The organism is Allorhodopirellula heiligendammensis (assembly GCF_007860105.1).
Classification (GTDB): Bacteria; Planctomycetota; Planctomycetia; order Pirellulales; family Pirellulaceae; genus Rhodopirellula; species Rhodopirellula heiligendammensis.
This window is the reverse complement of record NZ_SJPU01000004.1, coordinates 253,663-277,855: the sequence shown is the minus strand read 5'-3', so window position 1 is coordinate 277,855 and position 24,193 is coordinate 253,663. Positions and strand designations below refer to the sequence as shown.

Genomic DNA, 24,193 nt, shown 5'->3' with positions numbered 1-24,193 from the left:
GGCGTGTACTGACTCGTGCCCCGCAGGGCAGGCGATGGTTGTCACGGCTCAGGCGCCGGACGATGCCCCGCAGGGCATACTTGGCGTTTCATCCACCCTCGTCTTCAGTCCGGCTTGGTCTCGTAACTTATTTATATCCCGGTGCCCAGGGTGAGAACAAGTGATTTTGGGGCGTTATTGGCACTTTGCAGGTGATAATAAGTGACTTGTTCTCACGTTGCAACCCCTCACAGGGTGGGCCATTGACGCGTTGGCGGACGGTGGCTTCGGGGCGTTATCACCAGCGGAGTCCCCCAGGTGGCCGACCGTTATCGCCAGTGAATCCACCCAGTGGGCTGATCGTCATCACCTTGTGATCCCCTTTGCGACGCAGTGGTCCAGACCCATCGATCATGATTTTTGGTGGTTTTGCTAGCAAATAGCGGCCAAAATTTTTGATGAATCCGCTTGACAGATGCTGTACGTTGAGGGGTTGGTTCAGCGGAATGGCTTCTGTCTTTTCGGTTTCGGATTTGTCTCTTCGTCAATTTGGAAAAGCGTGGAGGTGAGGCGGTCGGTGAGAATCGGCTAGATTTCGAGGGAGTGAGAGCGATGGAAACGTACAGCAAAGTGGGGCGTGCGGACCAGGATCTGAAGTGGGCTCGGATTTGGTTCAAGCAGTTTTCAGTTTTTCATCATCGGCGAGGTGAGGACCAGCGGCCGTTTACGGCGGACGAAGTGGTCGCATTTCTGCGGAATAAGCGTGACGCGAAGGTACCTGCCTGGAAACGGATGAAGATCATCGAGGCACTGATGGCTTACCGACTGCGGGTTCAAAAGCAGGGGGTTGAGGATTTGGTTCCCTTGCAGAAAAAGATGGAGCAGATCATCAAGATCGAGCATGCGAAAAACGGCGGCTTTGATGTAATCGATGGTGTGGCGGGGGTTATTAACCCGCTCGAACCCGACGTCATTCAAGCGTTTCGGCGAGCGTTACGGAGCGACGGCAGGGCCTACGCCACTGAGAAAGCGTACGTGCAAGATTTGAAGACGTTCATGACGGCGCGAGGTCTGACCTGCTTGGCGGATTTCGAAACGATTGGGGACCAGGATGTGGAGGCCCATCTGTCCGATCTCGCGGTAGACGGCAACGTGGCTCCGAGCACGCAGAACCGAGTGTATTACGCGATGGTCAAGTTTTTTAAGTTGGTTTTAAAGCAGGATATGGGTCGGATCGAGGCAATCCGCGCGAGCAAGGGAACTTTCGTGCCGACGGTGCTCGGTGTGGAGGAGGTTTCCAGCGTGTTCGCTGGGTTGCGCGGCGTGTACTTGGTAATCGCCCATTTACTTTACGGGTGTGGGATGCGGATCAGTGAGGCGATGCGGTTGCGGGTCAAGGATATCGATTTTGCGAACAAGCAGATTGAGATCCGGGATTCCAAGTTCGGCAAGAGCCGGTTGGTGCCGATGCCAGACAATTTGATCGCGCCCTTGGAGCGATGGGTGGCATCGCGTGAAGTGCTCCATCGGCACGATGTTGCCGACGGGATCGCCTCGGTATGGTTGCCGTTTGCGTTGGACCGGAAGTACCCCAACGCGCATCAGGAACTGGGGTGGCAATTCCTGTTTGCTTCGAATCGGCTGTCGCGCGATCCGCAGACCGGGCGACTGCATCGACATCACCTTCACATGGATAACTTTGCACACCATTTACGGCGAGCGGTGCAGGCGGCGAGATTGTTTAAGCATGTGACGAGCCATACTTTTCGGCACTGCTTTGCAACGCATTTGTTGTGGCAGGGTACGAACATCCGTGAGATTCAGCAGTTACTCGGGCACAACGATGTGAAGACGACGGAGATTTACACGCATGTTCGCAATCCGCAGGAGTCTGGATTGGTCAGTCCGCTGGATCGGCTATTGGGGACGGTGGGCTGAAGCAGAATTAAAAGGGAAAAAGAGATGGCAATCGCGACTTTGCCTGATCGTCTTCAGTCGGCTGACGTAGCGGCGGCCAGAAACCGATAGTGCAAGGCCACTCGCTCTCAATCGTCTGTACTTGCTCATTCGTCGTCATCAACAATCTGGACGCCGTCAATTTGAACCACAAAGAGGGTCGCGTCTCCATCGTAAATTTCAGACGTGAAGGTGACGGCGTTCAACGCTGCGATTCTCTTAAATCGAGCAAACGCCTCGCTTTCCATAGCGTACTCGCCGCACGATCCCCCGTAGTCGTGCATGATGTCGTCAAAGGTAACTTCGTCGATCCGGCAATCATTCGCGTCGCCGTGTCCATAGATCAGAAAAGCACCGGCGCTGCTCTGAGAGTCTGCGATGAAGCAAGCATTCTCATTGTATTGGTAACAGTCTTCGAATTTCTCGAGGACGCTATACCCGACAATCGCCTCTGATTCCTTGCGTTTCATATCTTTTCCTGTCTTCGTCGAGGCGATCTGTCAAAGCAGCTGGTTTTGGAAGCCTCACTGCCGGATGCACCTTCGGTTCGGTCGGTGACACTGCCGGAGTTATCACCGATTTAAGAGGACAGCAGATCACCGATCGCTCCAGCGGCAATGATTATGAGGGAGGCGAGCCCGCAGGTCAAGCTTTTTGCGGAACGCGTTGACGTCGCTACTGTCATGTTAAGAAATTTGCCAATATGTGCCATCAACACTTACGACGAGATGACGGTCGCCGTGGACTAGACCGCCTCGATGCACGTCCTGGATAGTTTCGGATTTTGGCCTGAGTTAACCGCCCGTCAGCAATCATTCATCGACACCGGCAGGTGGACCAGTTGGCGAGGGCTGGAGGTGCAGGCACCGCCGCCGCACGAAGGCTCTGGTTAAAAGTGTGATCAACATTCATTGTCACTCACCGACCACAGGTTTGTCTGCCCCACAACATGAACGTCGCTTCATCATGGTTCGCCACGACGACGGAGCTGTCGCTGATCGGTCAGGTGGTTGCGGCATGTTGTTCGGGGAGCGTCGACGGGCAGCACGATGAGATGTGCAGTTACCCAAGCTCCTAAAAAGTGGGATTGGACTGGTGCACCTCACCTGCCATCCTCAGCTACCGAATCGGTCCGTCGCTGCGCCGTTTGGCGAGTTGTACGCGTCATAGGCGGCGGTACCACTTCGAGCAGATCCTGCTTCGATGTGGCCAGAGTGTCGCAGCTTGCTTCCTTCCTTAGCCGTCGGGCCAAATCCGCTCTCGATCGCCTGCTCGGCGACACTTTCGCGGGTCGCTCCGACTTTCTCGATGACGTGTCACCGTCGCCAACCAATTGAAACTCAACCGAGCCGCGGCCATGGTCGAGCGAAGTCGTTCACTCGCCGATCGACACCGTCCGGATGGGTTTGAAATCCGGATTTTAAAACCTGGCTCAGTTGATCGACGGTTCGCCGTTGACGCGGCGACAAGTCTTTGACGCCCCATCGGTCTGCTGATAGATTCCTGAGCGACTCGCCGACAGACACCGACCTCTGGCCCAGGACCGCAGGCGATCCATGGACTCAGACGTAGCGACGGCGACAGGAACCGCGTTCTTAGCCGCCAGCCTCAATGAAAGATCAAGCAGTGCCGACAGGTGACAGCAAGACTTGATCACGGCACCCGTCCAGTCCGTGTCATCGGAAATGCTCCGCGAGGGATCAATTTCATAGAGATCCCGATAAATCCTGCAGATCGCGTCCTTCTCTTCACGAATGGGAAGAATAAGATCGGTGCATATCGTTCGTTCACATTTACAACCACGATCGACTTCATAGTGCGATCGGTTAATAGCGCCGCAGAGCCAAATCTTTCCAGCAATTGAAGGGATTTCAGTGGATTGAGTCATTGTGGACATCGATGGCCAACCAAGTTTCTGTTTTTATGATACACTTGTATCATAAAAAGCGTCTCGCAAGTTGTCAAAGGTCACCCCATGCCAAAACGAGTTAGCCATCGCGAGCGTCGATGCGAGATCATTGACGCGCTATTGCAGACCGCAGGGGAAGAAGGGCTGCACGCTGTGTCGATGCGTACGGTTGCCGCGAAGGCAGGAGTCTCGTTACGTCAGGTCCAGTTCTACTTCGGTGACAAAGCAAGCTTGATGCAGTCTGCCCTTGAGAGGCTGGAAGAGCTGAGCCATGCCAGATGGGAGCAACGCAAGCAACAGTTGCCGCAAACTCCAACGGTCCGCCAGCACCTTGAGGCATTCCTTGAAGAAGCGCTTCCCACGGACGAGGAGAGTCGTCTCTTTCAGCGTGTCTGGTCTGCTTACGCAATTCTGGCGATGAACGACCAGGAGCTGGCGAAGAAACCTTTCGTCGAAGGGCCCAAACGCCTGGAAAAACAGCTTGCGACGATATTTGCAAGCGGACAGGAGCGTGGAGAATTGCTCGAGTCTATCGCACCTCTGATCGAGTCTGCACGCTTGCTGGCGTTGAATCACGGCTTGGGGATGAGCGTTTTAGTTGGGCAGCGAACGCCAAAGCAAGCGATGGCGATTTTGCACTACCATCTTGATTCCATCTTCAAGGACTGACGGGAAAGTGCTTGAAAACCACCGCCACAGTTCGGTTGGATAGCGGTTCAAACGAACCCCTAAGTCTCACTGTCTCGGACCATGGCTGTCTCTAAGCTATTGCTCGGAAGCTACTTAACGAGTCCAAATTCCTTTGTCACTGTCAAGGCTCAGTCGGTGGCAATTGGCGCGCTCCACGCGTCGCGGTTGCCCACAACGCTGCCCAATGATGGACGTCACAACTCAGGAGATCGCTTCACTGATGCGACGTACGATCTAACCGAAGCTGTTGAAGTCGTGGACGCGTTCCGTGCGGTCGACTGACATCGGCAAGACGCCTGAGTCGAAATAGGCGCGCTGCGATGTGCCTAAGAACAAGTCTGTCTCGCAGTAGCCAGGAAACGAGCACAACTGTAGTTGGCGGAGGGATTCTGGGCGGTACTATTCCTGCTTGATGAAGACCAACGAGATGTAAGCGTCAAAGCATCGTTTGATCTCAGGCGTTTTTGAGGATCTTCGGTTTACCACCACACGGTAAATGCCGTCTCTTGACGCCCGCCGGTGCATGTAATACCATAAGTTACATGATACGCGATAGCAAACTTTCTGGCGTGCTTCACATCCTGCTCCACCTCGCTGAGCGTGATGGGCCTGTCACGTCCGAGGACCTTTCAAAGATGATGAACACCAATCCGGTGGTAGTGCGCCGCACCATGGCAGGACTTCGGAAGCAAGGCTATGTGCAATCGGAAAAGGGGCATGGCGGGGGATGGAGGCTTTCGTGTGATCTGGCAGACGTAACGTTGCGGCATATCTACACAGCCGTAGGCAGTCCTTCCCTACTTGCGATCGGAAATCGCACCGAGTCACCAGAGTGCCTCGTTGAACAGGCAGTCAACGCGGCACTGCAACAAACTTTTGATGAGGCCGAAGAACTTCTGCTCAGCCGACTTGGCGATGTAACACTCGCCAAGTTAATCGCCGACTGCCGTGCCCGCATCGTTGCGCATGGCCGTCAAAGCAAATCTAGAGAGGATACTCATGGATGAGGAAAAAAGCTTCGCTGAGAACGCGTTCTCCAACACCTATGCAGTCGCACGTTACACCGAAGGGCCGCCGCGGTTCGTGCCGGGATTTTCTGACATGCAGCGGATGGTGTGCTGGCTCTTGGCAGAGCGAGTCCCGGAAAATGGTCGCGTCCTCGTAATCGGGGCAGGCGGCGGATTGGAGCTGAAAGTTTTTGCCGAGGCTCAGCCGAGCTGGTCTTTTGACGGAGTTGATCCGTCAAAAGAGATGCTGACGTTGGCCGAACAAACCATGGGGCCAATCGCATCACGCGTTCAACTGCACCACGGCTTGATTGACGTTACGCCTGATGGCCCATTTGATGCAGCAACTTGCATCCTGACGATGCACTTTGTCGAGCGCGAAGAACGTCGGCGAATGGCGTGCGAAACTCGCAGACGGCTGAAACCCGGCTCACCGCTCGTTGTGGCTCACCTGAGCATTCCTCAAGGTGATGGAGAACGGGCTGTGTGGCTGTCGCGATACGCAGCCTTCGCGGTCAGCTCCGGTGTCAAATCCGAAAACGCGAATAAAGCTCGCGAAGCAGTCGAGTCCCAGTTGTCGATTCTCACTCCCCAAGAGGACGAGGCCATTCTGCGAGAGGCTGGATTCTCAAACGTCAGCCTGTTCTACGTCGGCTTCGCTTTTCGTGGCTGGGTGGCTTATGCCTAAACGGATCAGAATGAGCAAGGCAGTTTTGCGTTCTGGGTGCGTGTGCCCTCGGCACTGATCCACGTCTCGTATGCCAACACCGGATGAAGTTCCGCATCGTTTTTGGACCGTGAAGTTGACCAAACGCAAGAGCAGGTTCCTCGCGCCATTCCTATTGGCACTGGTTTTGTGCTTGTCTTATGACTCGACTTGAATATGGCGTATGCCCTGGCAGGAAACGTGGGCCGTTATTGGTCGGCGTCGCAGCACAAGGTAAAAACTGACGTTTGCCCACTCCGCTGCTCCTCGTCGCCAACCGGGCATCTTAGCGGCGATGACAATTGCATCGGCTTCACACTTATTTGTGCATCGCAGTTCTTGACAGGTAAGCATGCACTTACGTATTCTAAGGGTATGCCTGCGACGATCAAAACTGCCGATACCGATGTTTTTGCCGCCATCAGCCATCCGGCACGTCGCCAAATGCTGGACGCACTCATTGAGGCCGAACGCCCGGTGAATGCGATTGCCGAACAGTTCGAGATGAGTCGGCCTGCGGTTTCCCAGCATCTTCGCGTGCTCTTAAACGCTGGACTTGTTACGGAGCAACGACACGGCCGAGAGCGTCGGTACCGGTTGGCTCCTGATCGGCTAGCCCCCGTGCGGGACTGGATTGCGCACTACGAACAGTTCTGGGACAAGCATCTTCAGCGACTACAAGAGCATGTGATGAAAGGAGACGAAAAGTGAGCCAAACCATCCACCGTGAGATTCTGTTTCCGAAGCCGCCAGAAGCGGTTTGGAAATCACTCGCCAGCAGTGCTGCACTGAGCGAGTGGTTATACCCAAATGATTTTGAGCCACGAGTCGGGCATCAGTTCACATTCGAAGTGCCGCCCAAACCCGAGGTTGGATTTGAAGGGTTGTGCGTGCATTGTGAAGTGCTCCAGTGTGACGAGCCAAATCGGCTCGTGTTTTCTTGGGAAGGGGGGGCACTTGTCGGGACGCAGGTCAGTTTCAAGCTTGAGCGGGAAGGGGGCGGCACGCGGCTGGTCTTTGAGCATTCCGGATTTAATGTTGCAGAACCGTTTGGCAAACAAGCTCTTCAGGGAGCGAAGCATGGATGGTCAGAAATGCTCAACAAGCTCACCGAAATAATACTGGACAGCAAAGGGGAAGCTACATGAACATCTTTCTATGGATTCTTCAAATCCTCATGGCGCTCCATACCTTAATGGGGGCAGTTTGGAAGTTTTCAAATTCAGTTGAAAAGACAATGCCATCGCTTAAAGCTATTCCGAACGGAATGTGGCTAGCGATGGGAGGCATTGAAATCCTCGTAAGTATTGCTTTGGTCATTCCACTGTTCTACAAGCCTTTCGCTATCTTAGCTCCGGTTGCGGCAATTTGCATCGCAGTAGAAATGTTGATATTCACGGCCCTTCATTACTCCTCCGGTGACTCGACATTTGGTCCAATGATTTATTGGATCGTGGTCGCTGTGATTTGCGGATTCATCGCATACGGTCGTTTGGTATTGGTGGGGTGAAGAGGTGATTACCGACATCGAGATGTATTTTGAGAAAGGGTGTGGACGCTGCAATCGCTTTGCCACTCCCGATTGTTCGACGCGGCAATGGAGCCAGGGGCTCAATGAACTTCGGCACATTTGCCGTGAGTCTGGTTTGGTGGAAACGCTCAAATGGGCGCATCCATGCTATATGCACGCCAGTCGCAACATCGTGATTCTCGGCGCCTTGCGCAGCGAATTTCGCCTGAGCTTTTTCAACGCGGCTCTAATGAAAGACCCCAAAAGTGTTCTGGAAAAGCAAGGGCCCAATACCCGGTACCCTGACATGATCCGGTTTACGAACAATGCTCAAGTGCCGTTAATGAGGTCGACAATCCATTCCTATTTAGACGAGGCAAAAGGGTATGCAGAGGCAGGAATCAAGCCGCCTAAAGAGCAGAACACACTCGAGTTACCGGATGAGCTTGTCGATGCATTGGAAGCCGACTCGCTGCTTGCCGAGGCGTTCCATGCGCTGACTCCAGGCAGACAAAAAAGCTACGTGATCAATCTCAATTCAGCCAAAAAGGCCGAAACCAGAAGGTCCCGAATTGCAAAATTTCGAGATAAGATACTTGCTGGAAAGGGAGCATTGGATCGGTGAGCCATGACTTCAGCGAGAAAGTCCAGAACATCCAACGCCGATTGTGGGGATATTCGAAGTCAGGATGACGGGAACTTTAAGCTGAGTCATTGACGAGAGGTGAAATGGGGCTTGGTCAAGCACCGTCCTGATCAGCACTCTCGGAATATCCTTGCCGGGATGGATTCGGCGCAACCGTTGAAATGTTGTCAGACACCTTTGCGAGCGAAACTACCCGTGCTTTGAAGCTGAAAGAAACTCCAATGGAACCGGCTCTGATTTCGCCAGAGACCCGCCTTTTCGCCAATCGGTCCAACGGCAATTCACAGCGCCCACGCAAGGTTTAAGAAGTGACCATCGAGTCCAACAAGCAAGCTGTTATTAGTAGCGATTCCACATGAGTCAACGTTAATCCTTTCGCGGCTAGGCGATGCGATGTTCAAGTCCTGTCCTCTGTTTTACCGGTCGGGTTCCAATCCGGTTGCTATGCAGTGGGCCCCGAAAGCATTACGATTAAGGCGGCCGGTAATGCCGAACAATGTGTTGCAGTGATACTGAGGCAGGCCGCGCCGCTTGTCGGAGTTCAGAGATTCCTCCGCACCCCCTGTCGCCTAGCATTGGCGGACGGAGATGGAGGCATTGATCAGCAGGTCGCATGATGACGCGGACAATCCAACCACCGAAATCCTTGCGTCCGCTCACCCCCGATGATCGGCTGAGGCACATTCCGTATGGGTTCCGGCATTCGAGCGCGACGCACGGCTGGAATGGTCTACGAGTTGAATACAACACACGGCAGCCTGCGAGTGACTTCGTTCACCCGCCTCTCGAATGTCTGATGCTCGTCCTCACGGGCGAGATCTTTCCGGAGCGTACTGATCACTGTTGCGATAATGAGCGGTACACCGGGGACGGCTTGCCCCACGCCGTGAATCTTTTGCCGCCCGGGATCGAGAGCCGATGGCGGTGGCGTAACACAGGCGACTTAACCGACTCGACCCATTATCAGTTGTCCCCGGCTTTGATCTCCAAAGTAGCGGAAGAGGCGTTCGATCTTGACCCGGCCCGCATTCAGTTTCCAGTACGCTACTACGACCAATCGAGCCCGGAGGTAGTCAAGACCCTCACGGCGCTTCGCCACGAGCTGGTTACCGGCGGTCAGGGCGGGCGTCTGTGTGCTGAGTCGCTGGCGAATGTGCTGGTCGTCCAACTGATTCGACAAATCTCCAACAGGCAGGGTTCGGGTGAGGGCATCCGCGGGGCAGGCGGCCGTCTGCCGCGACATGCCTTGCGGGCGATCGAGGAGTACGTCCACGCCCATCTGGACCAGAACATCGCCCTGGCCGACCTTGCCGGTGTCGCCCACCTGAGCGAATTCCACTTCGCTCGACTGTTCAAGCAGACGACTGGCCTGCCGCCGTATCAGTTCGTCATCCATCAGCGCGTCGAGCGCGCCAAGCGACTCATCACCGCAGGGCAGCTCTCGCTTGTTCAGATCGCCATCGAGGTAGGCTTCAGCGACCAAAGCCAACTTACCCGACATTTCAAACGGGTCGTTGGCGTCACCCCCAAGCGATTCGCCTGAAGACGGCAAGAATCGCCAAAGAGTCAGCAAGAACCTCCGATACTCTCCTGCTGCTGCCATCTATTCTGTTTTTCAGACATCGCGGAGTCGCGGTTCAGAACAGAGTCCTCATTCTTCAGGAGCAAATTATGACCCAAGTTAATCAGTGGATGATCGACCCGGACGATACGGTGATGCTGCTCATCGACCACCAGAGCGGGCTGTTTCAACTGGTCAAGGACATCGAACTTCCCGTCCTGCGGTCCAACGTTATTGCCTTAGCGAAAGTGGCCCGTCTCGCCAAGGTTCCGACCTTCACGACAGCGTCGGTTCCCGACGGACCGAATGGCCCGCTGATTCCCGAAATCCACGAGCAGAACCCGGAGGCGGTGTACATCCCGCGGACGGGCCAAGTCAACGCCTGGGACAACCTACCGTGGGTTGAAGCCATCGAGAACACGGGTCGCAAGACGCTGCTCATTGCCGGTACGCTGACGAGCGTCTGCATGGCGTTTCCCGCAATCAGCGCTGTCGCCGCAGGGTACAAGGTCTTCTGCATCATCGACGCTTCGGGCAACCACTCCCAAATGGCCACCGACTCGACGCTCGCCCGCATCGCGCAGGCTGGAGCGATACCGATCGACACGTTCGCGGTACTAGGCGAACTGATGAGCACCTGGAACCGCCCCGATGCGAGGGACTTCGCGGCAGTCATGGTCGACCTCGTGCCGCACTACCGGGCGCTGATGGAGAGCTACGACAAGGCACAAAGCGTGCAACGCGACGGGCACGAAACCGAGCTTGATAAGTTCGAGGCCGGCGCGGGCGAAGAAGTGATCCACGCTCGCTGAGCTAGCGATGACGCCGAACCTGGCCCATGCACCTGATCGGCGGGGCAGGTTCGCTTTTGAAGTCCATCGTTGCTTTGCGGCCCTGGTTGCCCAGCTAGTTTGTTTATCGTTACACAGAAAAGAGCATCGTGATGAAAGCGATCATACTCAATTCATTTGGGGGCCCGGAATCGTTCGAGCTTTGTGACGTCCCCAAGCCCGTTCCGCATGCGGGGCAAGTCATGGTCCGGGTCCATGCAACCTCCATCAACCCGTTGGATTACCAGGTTCGACGCGGCGATTATCAGGACCTGGTGCAACTGCCGGCCATTACAGGACACGACGTGTCTGGCGTAGTCGAAGCAGTCGGCGCGGGTGTGACGACCTTCTCTCCTGGGGACGAAGTCTGGTACACCCCACAAATATTCAACGGGTCCGGAAGCTATGCCGAGTACCACGTTGCCGCCGAAAGTATCATTGGAAAGAAACCTGCCTCGTTGAGCCATCTTGAAGCGGCAAGCCTGTCCTTGGTTGGCGGAACGGCGTGGGAAGCACTGATCGTGCGTGCGGTGCTAAGAGTCGGCGAAAGCATCCTGGTACACGGCGGCGCAGGAGGAGTCGGTCATGTGGCGATCCAGCTCGCGAAAGCGCTCGGAGCGAAGGTGTTTACGACCGTGCGTGAAGCAAATGCCGAGTTCGCACGAAGGATGGGGGCTGATGTCATCATCGACTATCAAAAGGAGAACTATGTCGATTGCATCATGCGGGAAACGAGTGGCCGAGGAGTCGATGTTGTGTTTGATACCATCGGCGGCGACGCTTTGTCACGCAGCCCCGACGCGCTGGCTCAACTTGGCCGCGTTGTCACGATCGTGGACACGGCGCTGCCACAAAACGTCATTCAAGCCTGGGGCAAGAACGCGAGTTATCACTTCGTTTTCACAAGACAAAATCGGGGCAAGCTTGAAGAGTTGAGTGCATTGATCGAGCGCGGTCAGCTGAAGCCACACGTGGGCGCGGTCTATCCGCTCGCCGACATTCCGCTCGCACATGCGCGCCTTGAGAGTTCCAACAACGGTGTGCAAGGAAAGATTGCGATTGCAATCGACGATCGGATTCGCCAATCCATGGAGTAACAAAGAGAGAAGGCGTTCACGGTGACATATTCGGAGCCGAGCTGAAACGATCGACCTGTTCAGTAGGGTATTACGAACGCAACTTCTCATGCATTTCGCGGAGGCTCCGAGTCAAATCCCCTCCACTATGAGGCCGCGGTAGACTGCGCCACGGAAACGGTGCTGAGCGGCTTCTTGGTAGGCAGGGCTGTCGTACCAAACGCGGGCCTCCTCCATCGTCGGAAACTCTGCGATGACGACGCCTTCGACGTCTGGTCCCTCCAACGTTACATAAGAACCATACGCGGCCAAAGGCTTAACTGGATGCCCCTCCATGGCTACAGGTGCTTTCTGCCAATACGTCTCCAACTCCGACTTGTCGAGCGTCTTTTCACGAATGAATACGATGTAGGCGGACATGGTCTCTCCTCGTTGATTGTTGCTGATGGGTGATAAGTTATCGGTGCCGTTTATCGCAGTCCGCCGGATGCAAGGATCACTTCGCCGGTCAACCAGCACGCATCGTCGGACGCGAGGAAGGCAACGACTTTGGCGATGTCCGGTGGTGTTCCGATGCGGCCGAGCGGGGTCCTGGCTACCAGTTGCTGTTCGAAGTCACTGCCCGTTCCATATAACCCGGCCGATTTCGTCCCTTCGCTTAGCGTCGCACCAGGATTGACCGAGTTGACTCGGATGCCACGAGGGGCCAGTTCCTTCGCGAGCACTCTGGTAATCGCATCGAGAGCACTTTTGCTCGCGGCGTATATCGAATAGCCGGGCGGGCACATTTTCGATGCACCGGAACCGATGTTGATAATGCTGCCGCCGTTTTCACCGAAGCGAGGCAACGATTCCTGAATCACCATCAACGGGCCAAGCACATTGGTGTTGAACTCACGATGAAATTCGTACTCGGTGACTTCCTCAAGGTTCATTGGCTGATAGACGCCGGCGTTGTTCACCACGATATCGAGCGACCCGCAGGCGTCGGTGACTTCTGCCAGCATTCGACGCAAGTCGTCGGAATTTGACACGTCACCCTGGATCGAAATGGCCTGACCGCCGGATTCCTCGATCTTCTCAGTCACAGCGTTCGCACCGGTTTTGTCCCGGTGATAGTTGACGGCGACAACCGCTCCGGCGGCTGACAGTTCCTTGGCGATGGCGGCCCCGATCCCCTTCGACCCACCGGTCACCACAGCGACTCGGTTCTTCAGTTTCAACATCATTTGCGTCCTCTAAACCAGAAAGAAGTTGTCTCTCAATGGCATAGACGCGCCACGTAAACGACTGTGACAGTTCGGTGAAAAAAGTTTTCAATCCAAGTCCAGCGTCGCGCGAACTTCTGGCAGATCGAGAAATCGCCGCAGGCGCCGGGCTTGCTCCGCAGGTTCAAGAAACGGGTGATCTCGGTAGATCGCGGTAAAGGATCGATCGGCGACATTGTCGATCTTGCGAGCCATTCCCTGCGCGACGTCGCCAATCCGCTGAAGGTGGCTCGTCGCAAAAAGCAGGTTGTTGGGATCTACGTGCCCTGCGTCGATGAATCCCCTTGTCTTCCGGGGACAACGACAGGGATTGTTTGCGTTGACCAGACCGCATTGCTGATTCATGAACTGGTGCAGATCACGGCGTGCGCGGGAGAGACACTGCCGGAAGTTGGCAGTCGTCATTTCCATGACTTCGCTGCCGACGGTGTCGCTCACGCCGATGATTTCGCCCAGCGTGAAGATCAATCGCTGCCGCCGTTCCAGGCACAGCAGCATTCCCGTCGTGCAGGCTACTTTGGTTTCTTCAACCAACAGCGGCACTTCCACCGGCACGCTATTGGGATCGGGCAGATCGAGATCCGGAGTCCCGTTGATCGCGTCGGCATAGGTGGAGAACGTTAAAGTTGCCTTCTCACCGCCGCGACGTTTCATGCTCAAAACGTGGTTCGTCGTGATGCGGTAGAGCCACGTGCGAAATTGGCTGTCGCCACGAAACGTGCTGAGTCGAGTCACGACTTTGATCAGCACTTCCTGCGTTACCTCCTCCGCGTCATGAGGCTCAAATACCATGCGGACGGCGATGTTGTAGATCCATGCCTGATGCCGCAGAATCAGCTTCTCAAGGGCCGAACGATCACCGTCATTGGCTTGGAAAACCAATTGGGCATCCTCAGGATCACCAATCGCCGCGTCTTCAGAGAAAGGGTTGTACATCGAAGTCCTCAACGGTCTCGAACAGAAGCCATTCTACGCGAACATAACTCGCGCCTTCGACTTGGACGCATTCCGGCGACGACTGTGACAGAATGAAGTGGCTTCCCACGCACCGCAAGGATGTAGGCGCTGGACATGTCCATCGCAACTGCTTCGATGCGATGCCGCCAACGGCCCAGTCGTTTCCAAAAAGGTACCAGCGAACCGGCCGATTTGCCTTCCCCCACGAAGATAATCGCACCGCTGTCCAGGTCCATCACTAGCGTCACGTAGCGGTGACCTTTGCCAATGCAGATCTCATCGATGGCGATTCGCCGTACGTCTTTCAGGGAAGGATTGGCAAATCGCCGCTGGAGGTCCGTCTTTTTGATTTCTTTGATCACATCCCAGGTAACGCCAAGCAGATCAGCAACGTCCTTTATCGTCATGCTTCGAGTTAACTGCAAAGCGTATTTCCCCCAGCCCTTGGTGTAGCTTCGGCGGGCGTCGGCAAAGTCAATTTGGATTTGGCGAACGGCCCCGCAATCATGGCACTGCACGCGAGGCAAGGAGGCGACGACTACGGTCCGTTCTAGGCCGATCGGAGAAGCTCGAAATTCTCGTTGCCCGAGCCCTCGACGGATCACGTTCCGGCTATCGCACGATGGACAGCAAATCGCCTTTTCGCTTGGCTGGACATGGAACCGTATAACGCCTCCGGTGGGCTCGATTCGAGTCTGCCGGTAGCCACGAATGCCGAAAGAGTGATACAACAAGGAGGTGGACATGTACGTTCCTGCAAAGAAGATGTGAGAATTCTCTTTGAAGGATGGCATGTCCACACTTTTTTATCCATCCGTCGTAACTTCCGCGACTTCAAACCCGGCGCACGCTTCCGGCGGATGAGCCTATTTTCTTGGTGATTCGGAAGCAATCTGACATGATACAGGCATCTCATCGACGATTCCACAAAGTCGGACGGTGCGTTCGCACACGGTGCGACACCACTCTTGCTCAAGTAAGGCATAGACTGGTAACTTGACCACCACCTCTGGCATGCAATGAAATTGTTCCCCTCGGCAATTCAGCTTCCATCGAGATTTGAAATAAGGCACTGGTATGAATCGTTTCTTTTTGTCTTGGTTCACACTGTCATTCGTGCCGTTGGTTGCGAGCAGCGGATTTTGCCAAGATTCACCCAAGTTCGATCGATCGGTACGCGTCGCTGAGAACTTTGAACCATCGATTCCGCATGACGAGCAGGAAGCGGCGGTTAAAAAACATCTGAATGAGCTGAAAAAGAAGTTTGGTAAGCGCCCCAACATCGTCTGGTTGATCGTGGACGACATGGGCTACGGTGATCCCGGCTGTTATGGCGGGGGTGCAGTTACTGGTGCCGCGACTCCAAACATCGACCGCTTGGCCGCAGAGGGATTGAAACTCACCTCCTGCTACGCGCAGCAGACCTGCACGCCGACGCGATCTGCGATTCTCACGGGGCGGCTGCCCATGCGAACGGGCCTTACTCGTCCAATACTGGCAGGTGACAAAGTCACAACGAATCCGTGGGAAGATGAAGTATCGCTCGCGAATTTGCTGAGCGAGGCCGGCTACTTCACGTTGCTGACTGGAAAATGGCACGTCGGCGAAGATGAGGGAATGCGACCGCATGATGTTGGGTTCGATGAGTTCTACGGCTACTACCCGGCCCAAAAAGAGATTTCACAGCGTATCGACTCACGACGATTTCCCGGGCTAGTTCTAGATCCGCAACGACTTGCTGCTTTTGAAGGAGTCGGCCCCGACGACCATCTAACACACGGTTTTAAAGATGGTGAAACCAAACGACTAGCCCAGATCAAGTCGATCGAGGACATGGGCAGAGCTGACAAGGTTTTGGCCGATTTCACCATCGAGCAGATCAGACAACTGACAAACGAAGACAAACCGTTCTTCATTGAGCACTGCTTCATGAAAGTGCATGCGGACAACTTTCAAAATCCAGACCTCGGTTCGCTAAGTGAAAGTAAATATCCGTATAAGGAAGGTGTCGCTGAAGTCGATTTGCACGTTGGCAACATCGTCAAAGCGCTAGAATCAGCCGGGGTATTGGAAAACACTCTCGTCTTCTTTACATCAGACAATGGACCGCAGATGGACGCATGGCCTGATGGCGGTTACACGCCGTTCCGCGGCGCGAAAGGAACCACGTTTGAGGGAGGTGTCCGCGTGCCCGGTATTGCCTATTGGAAAGGAACCATCAAGGCAGGACGAGCCAGCAATTAAGGATTCGACTTGATGGATCTCTTTGGCACTGCGCTTACATTGGCCGAGGTCTCGACGGACAAACTTCCAAACGATCGATACTACGATTTCGTCGATCAAACATCTTTTCTGCTTCATGACGACGGAGTCTCGAATCGCGAGGCAGCCTACTTCTGGTGGGGCGCGGAATTGATGGCGATTCGAATGAAGGAATACAAGGCCCATCTCAAGGTCGTTCTTCCACAATCGACACACATGCACATCGACCTGTCGCTAGTTCACGACGTCGGGCTCTCACCATGGTTTTTCAACTTGCACCTGGACCCGAAAGAAGAAATGCCAGTCGGCCATCGCTTAGACCCTTGGTTGGCCAGCGTTCTTGGGAAGTTGAAGTCGCACGGTGCAACGTTCAAGAAGTACCCTCCTAAACGGGTTGGACTCTGAGTCTCCAAGTCGAATTTTATTTCTTGCGAATCGATCGTCATGCCTTGTTCGCCAGACTGAGATGATCGGCAATCACCGCCGAGTGGAATTTCCAGCAACGGTTACCGACTTGCCGTTTGTTAATAACGACCAAACATAAGTATCAGCAAACTGAAATGATGAGAATTCTACTCTTCGCCTGCACGCTGAGTTTACTCGCAGCAATTCAACCGAAACTGCTTTTCTCGCAGTCGCCTCCGGACGACGGATCCGTTCTTCCGTTTCCGCCGCAAGAAATGGAAAGCGTAACGAAACCTCGGCTGCAAGATTCAAAAATGCAATGGCCCGAGCCCGCGCAACGACTACCGAAGGACGCACCTAACATTCTAGTCATTCTCGTCGATGACGTTGGCTTTGGCATCTCGGAGACTTTCGGTGGTGAGGTCCACACGCCGACGATGTCGAAACTGGCCGACGAAGGACTACGTTACAACTGCTTTCACACCACTTCGATCTGTTCACCCACTCGAGCGTCTTTGCTGACGGGCCGCAATCACACGCGAGTGTCTTCGGGAACCATCGCCGAGCGAGCCGTTGCCTTCGATGGCTACACGGGTGTCATCTCCAAGGACGCTGCAACGTTCGCGGAAGTGTTAAAGCAGTACGGCTATCACACTTCTGCATTTGGAAAATGGCATAATACGCCCGCGACAGAAACGACGGCGATCGGTCCCAAAGATCGTTGGCCCAACGGGTATGGCTTCGAATACTTTTATGGGTTTTTGGCCGGCGAGACATCGCAGTGGGAGCCTCGGTTGGTCGAAAACTATGACGCCGTCGAACCGCCCAGAGACGATCGCTATCATCTCACCGAAGACCTGACAAACAAAGCACTGGCTTGGGTCGATGATCAACAAGCGTTTGCACCGGACAAGCCCTTCTTGATGTACTGGGCATCAGGCGGAGTCCACGGCCCGCATCACATTTTTCCGGAGTGGGCTGATAAGTACAAAGGCAAATTCGACGACGGCTGGGACGCTTATCGCGAGGGGGTCCACAAACGCCAGCTCGAAATGGGAATCATTCCTCCGGGGACAAAACTTACGCCGCGCGATCAAACAATGACTGCGTGGAAAGATATTCCCGAAGACCAACTCGCGTTTCAACGTCGCGGAATGGAAATCTTCGCGGGCTTCGCTGAACACACCGACGCACAGGTGGGCCGTCTGGTTGCCGGACTGGAGGAACGTGGACTGCGAGATAATACGTTGATCTTCTACATCTGGGGTGACAATGGATCCAGCGCGGAAGGACAGCAAGGATCGATCAGCGAATTGCTAGCGCAGAACAACATTCCTAACACTGTCGAACAACAAATTGCAGCGCTCGATAAGATCGGCGGACTTGACGCTTTGGGATCGCCTAAAACTGATAACATCTATCACTCCGGATGGGCCTGGGCGGGTAGCACTCCATTCAAAGCTACCAAGCTAGTTGCTTCTCATTTTGGTGGCACGCGCAATCCGATGGTTGTCTCGTGGCCTGACGGAATCAAATCCGACGACAAAATTCGCGACCAGTTTCACCACGTGGTCGACATCGCACCCACCATCTACGAGATACTAGGCATAACCTCACCGCAGATCGTAAACGGGCAAGCACAGATCAAGATCGACGGAACGAGTCTCGCCTATACATTCGCTGACGGCGAGGCAAAAACGAAGAAGGAGGTGCAGTTTTTCGACAACAATGGCAGCCGCGCAATCTACCAAGACGGATGGATTGCCTGCGCATTCGGTCCGTTCATTCCATGGAATACTCCTGCGTCGGTTCCTCGAATTGCCAACTGGGATTCGGCGTCAGACGAATGGGAGCTCTACAAAATCACCGAAGACTTCTCCGAATCTAATAATCTCGCCGAGCAGAATGCCGACAAACTCGATGCGATGAAGAAGAGTTTTTTGGAGCTTGCAAGGGACAATCAAGATTTTCCGATTGGCGCAGGACTTTGGCTGCGTCTTCACCCAGAGGATCGCGTCAAGACGTCGTACACGAATTGGAACTTCACTGCGAACACGCGACGCATGCCCGAGTTCGCCGCACCGGGGGTAGGCCGTCAAAGCAATACGGTGACCATCGATCTTGAAGTGCCTGAGAAAGCAAACGGCGTTCTGTACGCTCTTGGCGGGTCGGGAGGCGGATTAACGGTTTATCTCGCTGACGGTCACCTCCACTATCTCTACAACATGTTCATTATCGAACAGTACGAAGCTCATAGTGACGACCCGCTGAGCGTTGGCAAGCATAAGATCGAGATCAAGACTTCCATCGACGGTATGGGCAAGGGTGGTACGGCGACTCTGATCGTCGATGGCAATGAGGTAGGTGAAGCGAAACTGACTCGTACGGTTCCAGTCGCATTTTCCGCCAGCGAAACGTTCGACGTCGGAGTTGATCTCGGGTCTACCGTCTCATGGGACTACTACGACCAACGACCGTTCGCTTTCAATGGCATCATCAACAGTTTCAAGGTTGAGCTGAATTAGTCGACTTGTCCATGTCGAAACACTTCTCGTTTTATTCCCATAGATAAATACCATGCAGACTCCCAGGGCGATTGCGCCACAGTAGGCAATATGGGACACTGAGTGAAGGTTCGAATTTGAGCTGTTGAATCGCAGCAGCTAGACGAATCCACTCGCCATGGAATTTTTTGATGGAACGCTCCGCTTCGCTGGTGGATCAACTTGGATATGTTACCGATCCGCGTCGAGGAGAACCAATTTATCCTTTGGTCAATGTGTTGTTTATGATGATTTGCGGAGTCATTGCTGGGGCAGATGACTTTGTAGCGATCGCTAGGTTTGGTGTACTGACTCGTGCCCCGCAGGGCAGGCGATGGTTGTCACGGCTCAGGCGCCGGACGATGCCCCGCAGGGCATACTTGGCGTTTCATCCACCCTCGTCTTCAGTCCGGCTTGGTCTCGTAACGCCGCCGATCACGGGGCGGGCGGTGAAAAAGTCTCTAACGGCCAATCCGGTCACTGGCCCGCTCCCGTGCATCGGGATAGTTATCCGCCGTCAATTGTCGGACTTTACGGGCAAAAGTAAGTTTTGTTCAGGGCAGAACCAGAGTGTACAGCGATGCGATGATGAAAGCCACAGATCAGAGCGAATCTCAGCGAACCATTCCCGTATCAGATCGAAACCATGGCTGCGTAATGCGTCGCGGATTCGAGCGTTAAACTCGCGCGGTGTCGCGTAAACCAATATGTCCCATGTTGGTCCATAGAACTCCGAGTCAACGAGGTATTGGGCGGCGGACATTCCGTGATTTATCATTCGGTAGCGTCCCGAGATGGAGATGTAGCGACCGTCTACGGATGCGTCGCCGTAGTCGTTCCGCGTGAACCAGAGTTCGATATCATCAAGCTTCGGTGCAGATTGCAAAGCGTCGGTAATGGCTTGTGCGCCAGTTGGATACGCGAGTGATCGCGGAAGCTTGTCTTTGCGAACGGTTGGAATCACAATTCAAGCCGGATGGATTTCAGTCGGATAACGCCAGCAATATGCGGGCGGCGGCGAGCGACTCAACCACTGAGCCAACGGCGACCAACGCCGCTCCGTCATCATTGCATTGTTACGAGTCGTTTAGTGTAGCGTAGTACCCGTGGGCTTACCCGCAGCTTCGATCCGACACGAGCACTAAGTCACAGTCACCAATTGATCAAGCGTCGGACAATGCCTCGCAGAGCAGGCGTTGGTTGATGCCCCGCAGGGCAGTGTTGCCTCGTGCCCCGCAGGGCTGGCGCTGGTTGCCGCTGCTCGGGCGTCGGACGATGCCCCGCAGGGCACACTTGGCTTTGCATCCATACTCGGCTTCAGCACGGCTTCATCTCGTAACGGCGGCGATATGCGGGCGGCGGCGAGCGACTCAACCACTGAGCCAACGGCGACTACGCCGCTCCGTCATCATTGCATTGTTACGAGTCGTTTATTGTAGCGTAGTACCTGCGGGCTTGCCCTCGACTTCGGTCCGACACGAGCTCTGCGTCACATTCACCAATTGATCAGGCGTCGGACAATGCCTTGCAGAGCAGGCGTTGGTTAATGCCCCGCAGGGCAGGCGTTGGTTGATGCCCCGCAGGGCATGCGCTGCTTCGTGCCCCGCAGGGCTGGCGTTGGTTGTCGCGGCTCGGGCGTCGGACGATGCCCCGCAGGGCATACTTGGCGTTTCATCCACCCTCGTCTTCAGTCCGGCTTGGTCTCGTAACGGCGGCGATATGCGGGCGGCGGCGAGCGACTCAACCACTTCGAGAATGGCTACCAACGCCGCTCCGTCATCATCGCATTGTTACGAGTCGTTTAGTCTAGCGTAGTACCCACAGGCTTGCCTGCGTCTTCGATCCGCAACGAGCACTGCGTCACAGTCATCAATTGATCAGGCGTCGGACCATGCCCCGCAGGGCAGGCGTTGGTTATCGCAGCTCGTGCGTCGGAACATGCCCCGCAGGGCACACTTGGCTTTGCATCCACACTCGTCTTCAGTCCGGCTTGGTCTCGTAACGAGGTAATTATCGCTGGTTGTGGGTGCAGTCACCCGGCGATAAGTAGATCGTGGGGGTATTATCGCCGGTTGGACCTTCGGTTCCCTCGGTGACACGGGAAGTGTTATCGCCGGTTCGAGGGAATGTTATCGCCGGTTGGCGTCTGCTGAGTATGAGGGGGCTGAGTTCTAGGGTCAAGCAAAATTTTGAACAAATTTTGAGACGTAAGCATTGACCTATTTTGAGGACATGCGAAGAATCAGCTCGGTAATGCTGCGGCGATGCGGTGCGGCGGGGAGCAGGAGTTAGCTCCTGGAAATGCCAACAGCTCGCATTGGAAAAGGCCGTGGAAGAGGGCGGTGGCTTTCATTGGGAGGCTGCGGGTAACTGGGACGGAATCTGTTGCGTACGATCGGCTCAGGCGAGTTTCTTGTTGCCGGGTCGGGTGATAGCAGGGGACGAATCCATGGGACGGGTTAGTCAGTCCGAAACCACGTGGCACGAGCAGCGTGACAAGTGGGCGAAGATTTGGTTCGAGAAGCTCTGTCGCTTCCATGGTCGCAAGCCCCAGGTGACCTGGGAATTCACAGCCGACGATGTGATCGCGTTCCTCCGCGACCACGTGCGGCGCAAAACTCCGGCCTGGAAGCGTCTCAAGATCATTCAGTCGCTGATTTGCTATCGCCGTTACGTCCAGGCCGCTCCGTTTGATGACTTGAAGTTCATCCAGACAAAACTCGAAGACCTCACTCGGGCTGAGAAGATCAAAGAAGCGCGGCTGAGAGAAGCAGGTGGGCACACGGCCGACGAGATCGAGGACGTCGTCGGTCATATCGACCCCAGCGAACCGGATATTCTTCAGAACTTGCGTCGTGCCGTGCGTGCGCGGCAGGACACGCTTGAGACCGAGCGAGCGTACGTGGCGAATGTGAAGGCGTTCATGCGTGAACGGGGGCTGAAGAGGCAAGCGGATTTTGCTGAGATTCACGCGGCCGATGTGGAGGCCCATTTGACCGATCTGGCAGTCGATGGGAACGTTGCTCCATCGACTCAGAATAGGGCGTTCTATGCCCTGTTGTATGTGTTTCAGCATGTCCTGAAACGCGAAATGGGCGAAGTCCAGGCGATTCGTTCGACCAAGGGGAAACAGATTCCGACCGTACTGAGCGTGGATGAGATTGAGCAGATCTTCGCCCACTTACACGGCGTACATTTGTTGATCGCGAAGCTGCTCTACGGTTGCGGGATGCGGATCAGTGAGGCGTTGCGGCTAAGGATGAAGGATTTCGATTTTGATCGGATGGTGATTGAAGTGCACGCTTCCAAGGGCGGCAAGAGCCGGATCGTGCCGATGCCAGCGAGCGTCGTGCCGGAAATCCGGAAGTGGATGGAGTCTCGTCGCGTGCTACACGAACACGATCTCGAACAAGGCCAGGCGTCGGTGTGTTTGCCGAAGGCACTGGAGCGGAAGTATCCCGCTGCTGCACGAGAATTGAAGTGGCAATATTTGTTTGCATCCCACCGCCTGTCACGCGATCCACGAACCCGAGTGCTGCGACGTCATCACTTGCACAAAGATACGTTCCCAGCGAACTTGCGTGCGGCGGTCAAGAAGGCGGGGATCCACAAGCACATCAGTTCGCATGTGTTTCGTCACAGCTTTGCCACGCATCTGCTGCGTGAGGGAACCGATATTTGCACGATCCAGGAGTTGCTCGGTCACGCGGACATCAAGACGACGCGGATTTACTTGCACTCGCTCAACCGCGAGGACGTCAAGGTAATCAGCCCGCTGGACCGGATGACGTCGCATCATCAAACGATTCCGGCGAACCTCGCTGCCGCTGCCGCTGACAATGCCGCTGACGCGAGAGACTTAGTGCAAGCGGACGCGAGTGGCGATCGCTCGGTTGCTGAATGCTCGGTCGCGGAGCCAGCAAATGCCGAGCATGTCGCGACGTGCGAGAACGCGGGAAATGCTCGCGAGGTGACTTTGTTGGTCAGTGAACTATCAGCACCCAAGAGTCACACGCTGACGCGTCGCAGTGCGGGGCCCGGCGACATGGCGGCGAAACGCGTGAGTGAGGCCGAGCCAGCGCGCGCGGCGTCATTGGCGGGGCCACCGCGAAATCGTTTGAGGTGGTGGAGTCACGCGGCAAGCTGGGCATTCCAGCGAGCCTCCGTCGTAGTGGGAGGTTTTCTATCACTGAGCTGATCGATCATTAGCGTGCGCGGACGCATGATGATCCGGGGCGTGCCCATTGCCAAAGCGGTTTCAACCCGTATTGTTGGCAGAGCGATCTCCGATAATCCCATTCAGCCAGAAGCCACCAATAGATATTCAACCAGCGATGCGGTGTTTTTGTACTTCCAAACTTTGTTTTCCCAAACAAGGCATGGCGGTCCCTGAGCTGACTCCGAGCGAAAAGGACATGCGAAAATGAGAAGCATACTGGACGATCCAGCGATCAGCGGTCGCTACTTGTTTCCACAGGATCGCAACGTTGATGACCCTTTCCGGGTTAATGCTGATGGTGCGGAGTTGGCGTGCTATCACAGGATCGTCGACATCGAGGCACTTATGGTGATTCACTTCCACGGCAACGGTGAAGCCGTTGCTGACTACGTGCCGTTCCTGGCGGACGTGTTCACTGACATGGGGCTGAACTCTCTTTTTGTCGAGTATCGAGAATACGGCGGATCGACGGGACACGCTGGACTCGTTGCGATGCTCGGGGATGGCGAAGCCGCAATGAACGCGACTGGCGTTGTCGCAGAGAATGCGATCGTCGCATCAAAAATCCAACTTGTCGGAGAAGATTTGCGTTTCCTGCGGACGAGCGTTCCGATAGCGTAGAAAGTGGGCAAAGGTTTGGGACGAGGTAAAGTATTGCAGCGACTAGCG

Annotated in this window: 23 protein-coding genes and 2 pseudogenes; 17 read left to right on the top strand and 8 right to left on the bottom strand. The window is 55.1% G+C overall.

The genetic code is table 11. The annotated features are described in order from the left end of the window. Positions 1 to 591: 591 nt before the first annotated feature. A complete protein-coding gene (locus tag Poly21_RS24480; protein ID WP_302120497.1) occupies positions 592 to 1,917 on the top strand; it encodes an integron integrase in 1,326 nt (441 codons plus the stop codon). Between the two features lie 125 nt (positions 1,918 to 2,042). Here Poly21_RS24480 and Poly21_RS24475 read toward each other — a convergent pair whose 3' ends face one another. Together Poly21_RS24475 and Poly21_RS24470 are read right to left on the bottom strand one after the other, a co-directional pair. Next, positions 2,043 to 2,405, bottom strand: a complete 363-nt coding sequence (locus tag Poly21_RS24475) for a hypothetical protein (protein WP_146409686.1) — start codon at positions 2,403 to 2,405, stop codon at positions 2,043 to 2,045. Positions 2,406 to 3,367: 962 nt separating this feature from the next. Next, positions 3,368 to 3,832, bottom strand: a complete 465-nt coding sequence (locus tag Poly21_RS24470; RefSeq protein ID WP_302120496.1) for a hypothetical protein — start codon at positions 3,830 to 3,832, stop codon at positions 3,368 to 3,370. Positions 3,833 to 3,910: 78 nt separating this feature from the next. Between Poly21_RS24470 and Poly21_RS24465 the strand changes: the two genes are divergently transcribed. The 11 genes from Poly21_RS24465 (at position 3,911) to Poly21_RS24415 (ending at position 11,891) form a co-directional block, all read left to right on the top strand. Continuing rightward, complete coding sequence (locus tag Poly21_RS24465) at positions 3,911 to 4,513, top strand: TetR/AcrR family transcriptional regulator (RefSeq protein ID WP_146409684.1); 603 nt, start codon at positions 3,911 to 3,913, stop codon at positions 4,511 to 4,513. A gap of 81 nt (positions 4,514 to 4,594) precedes the next feature. After that, entirely contained in the window at positions 4,595 to 4,816 is a 222-nt protein-coding gene (locus Poly21_RS24460) for a hypothetical protein (RefSeq protein ID WP_146409683.1), read from the top strand. Positions 4,817 to 5,076: 260 nt separating this feature from the next. After that, a complete protein-coding gene (locus tag Poly21_RS24455; RefSeq protein WP_146409682.1) occupies positions 5,077 to 5,541 on the top strand; it encodes an Rrf2 family transcriptional regulator in 465 nt (154 codons plus the stop codon). Continuing rightward, positions 5,534 to 6,229: a class I SAM-dependent methyltransferase gene (locus Poly21_RS24450; protein WP_146409681.1), complete on the top strand. Its 696-nt coding sequence runs from the start codon at positions 5,534 to 5,536 to the stop codon at positions 6,227 to 6,229. The genes Poly21_RS24455 and Poly21_RS24450 overlap by 8 nt, the downstream gene beginning before the upstream one ends. A 393-nt stretch (positions 6,230 to 6,622) precedes the next feature. Further along, positions 6,623 to 6,958 carry an ArsR/SmtB family transcription factor gene (locus tag Poly21_RS24445; protein ID WP_146409680.1) on the top strand — a complete coding sequence of 112 codons (336 nt, stop codon included), beginning with the start codon at positions 6,623 to 6,625 and terminating at the stop codon, positions 6,956 to 6,958. Next, positions 6,955 to 7,395 carry an SRPBCC family protein gene (locus tag Poly21_RS24440; RefSeq protein ID WP_302120491.1) on the top strand — a complete coding sequence of 147 codons (441 nt, stop codon included), beginning with the start codon at positions 6,955 to 6,957 and terminating at the stop codon, positions 7,393 to 7,395. Before Poly21_RS24445 ends, Poly21_RS24440 begins: the two co-directional genes overlap by 4 nt. Next, the gene (locus Poly21_RS24435) at positions 7,392 to 7,757 is read left to right on the top strand and encodes a DoxX family protein (RefSeq protein ID WP_146409678.1); all 366 of its coding nucleotides are present in this window, start codon (positions 7,392 to 7,394) and stop codon (positions 7,755 to 7,757) included. Before Poly21_RS24440 ends, Poly21_RS24435 begins: the two co-directional genes overlap by 4 nt. 22 nt (positions 7,758 to 7,779) lie before the next feature. Further along, positions 7,780 to 8,382: a YdeI/OmpD-associated family protein gene (locus Poly21_RS24430; protein ID WP_302120501.1), complete on the top strand. Its 603-nt coding sequence runs from the start codon at positions 7,780 to 7,782 to the stop codon at positions 8,380 to 8,382. Positions 8,383 to 9,199: 817 nt separating this feature from the next. Further along, on the top strand, positions 9,200 to 9,946 hold the full coding sequence (locus Poly21_RS24425) for a helix-turn-helix domain-containing protein (RefSeq protein WP_302120489.1): 747 nt from the start codon (positions 9,200 to 9,202) through the stop codon (positions 9,944 to 9,946). Positions 9,947 to 10,074: 128 nt separating this feature from the next. Next, a complete protein-coding gene (locus tag Poly21_RS24420; RefSeq protein WP_146409676.1) occupies positions 10,075 to 10,776 on the top strand; it encodes an isochorismatase family protein in 702 nt (233 codons plus the stop codon). Between the two features lie 131 nt (positions 10,777 to 10,907). Beyond that, positions 10,908 to 11,891: a zinc-dependent alcohol dehydrogenase family protein gene (locus tag Poly21_RS24415; protein WP_146409675.1), complete on the top strand. Its 984-nt coding sequence runs from the start codon at positions 10,908 to 10,910 to the stop codon at positions 11,889 to 11,891. 111 nt (positions 11,892 to 12,002) lie between these two features. Here the strand turns inward: Poly21_RS24415 and Poly21_RS24410 are convergent, their stop codons facing one another. The 4 genes from Poly21_RS24410 to Poly21_RS24395 all read right to left on the bottom strand — a co-directional run bounded on the left by Poly21_RS24410 (position 12,003) and on the right by Poly21_RS24395 (position 14,841). Next, positions 12,003 to 12,290: a DUF1330 domain-containing protein gene (locus Poly21_RS24410; RefSeq protein ID WP_146409674.1), complete on the bottom strand. Its 288-nt coding sequence runs from the start codon at positions 12,288 to 12,290 to the stop codon at positions 12,003 to 12,005. Between the two features lie 50 nt (positions 12,291 to 12,340). Beyond that, positions 12,341 to 13,099 carry an SDR family NAD(P)-dependent oxidoreductase gene (locus Poly21_RS24405; protein WP_302120486.1) on the bottom strand — a complete coding sequence of 253 codons (759 nt, stop codon included), beginning with the start codon at positions 13,097 to 13,099 and terminating at the stop codon, positions 12,341 to 12,343. Between the two features lie 87 nt (positions 13,100 to 13,186). After that, complete coding sequence (locus Poly21_RS24400; protein WP_146409673.1) at positions 13,187 to 14,074, bottom strand: RNA polymerase sigma factor; 888 nt, start codon at positions 14,072 to 14,074, stop codon at positions 13,187 to 13,189. 8 nt (positions 14,075 to 14,082) lie between these two features. After that, positions 14,083 to 14,841 carry a transposase gene (locus Poly21_RS24395; RefSeq protein ID WP_302120484.1) on the bottom strand — a complete coding sequence of 253 codons (759 nt, stop codon included), beginning with the start codon at positions 14,839 to 14,841 and terminating at the stop codon, positions 14,083 to 14,085. A 331-nt stretch (positions 14,842 to 15,172) separates the two neighbouring features. On the opposite strand from Poly21_RS24395, the pseudogene Poly21_RS24390 reads away from it, so the two are divergent. The 3 genes and pseudogenes from Poly21_RS24390 to Poly21_RS24380 all read left to right on the top strand — a co-directional run. Beyond that, positions 15,173 to 16,762, top strand: a pseudogene (locus Poly21_RS24390) (arylsulfatase). Between the two features lie 155 nt (positions 16,763 to 16,917). Further along, entirely contained in the window at positions 16,918 to 19,287 is a 2,370-nt protein-coding gene (locus Poly21_RS24385) for an arylsulfatase (RefSeq protein WP_302120481.1), read from the top strand. A gap of 170 nt (positions 19,288 to 19,457) precedes the next feature. Next, positions 19,458 to 19,640, top strand: a pseudogene (locus tag Poly21_RS24380) (transposase family protein); the annotation flags it as partial. A gap of 182 nt (positions 19,641 to 19,822) precedes the next feature. Here Poly21_RS24380 and Poly21_RS24375 read toward each other — a convergent pair. Beyond that, positions 19,823 to 20,269 (bottom strand): hypothetical protein, encoded by a 447-nt coding sequence (locus tag Poly21_RS24375; protein WP_146409671.1) that lies wholly within the window; start codon positions 20,267 to 20,269, stop codon positions 19,823 to 19,825. 466 nt (positions 20,270 to 20,735) lie between these two features. Beyond that, entirely contained in the window at positions 20,736 to 21,071 is a 336-nt protein-coding gene (locus Poly21_RS27900) for a hypothetical protein (protein WP_302120480.1), read from the bottom strand. Between the two features lie 551 nt (positions 21,072 to 21,622). Between Poly21_RS27900 and Poly21_RS24370 the strand changes: the two genes are divergently transcribed. Further along, positions 21,623 to 23,503, top strand: coding sequence for an integron integrase (locus Poly21_RS24370; protein ID WP_302120478.1), 1,881 nt, complete (start codon positions 21,623 to 21,625; stop codon positions 23,501 to 23,503). Between the two features lie 225 nt (positions 23,504 to 23,728). Further along, complete coding sequence (locus Poly21_RS27895) at positions 23,729 to 24,145, top strand: alpha/beta hydrolase (protein WP_302120475.1); 417 nt, start codon at positions 23,729 to 23,731, stop codon at positions 24,143 to 24,145. Positions 24,146 to 24,193 lie beyond the last annotated feature (48 nt).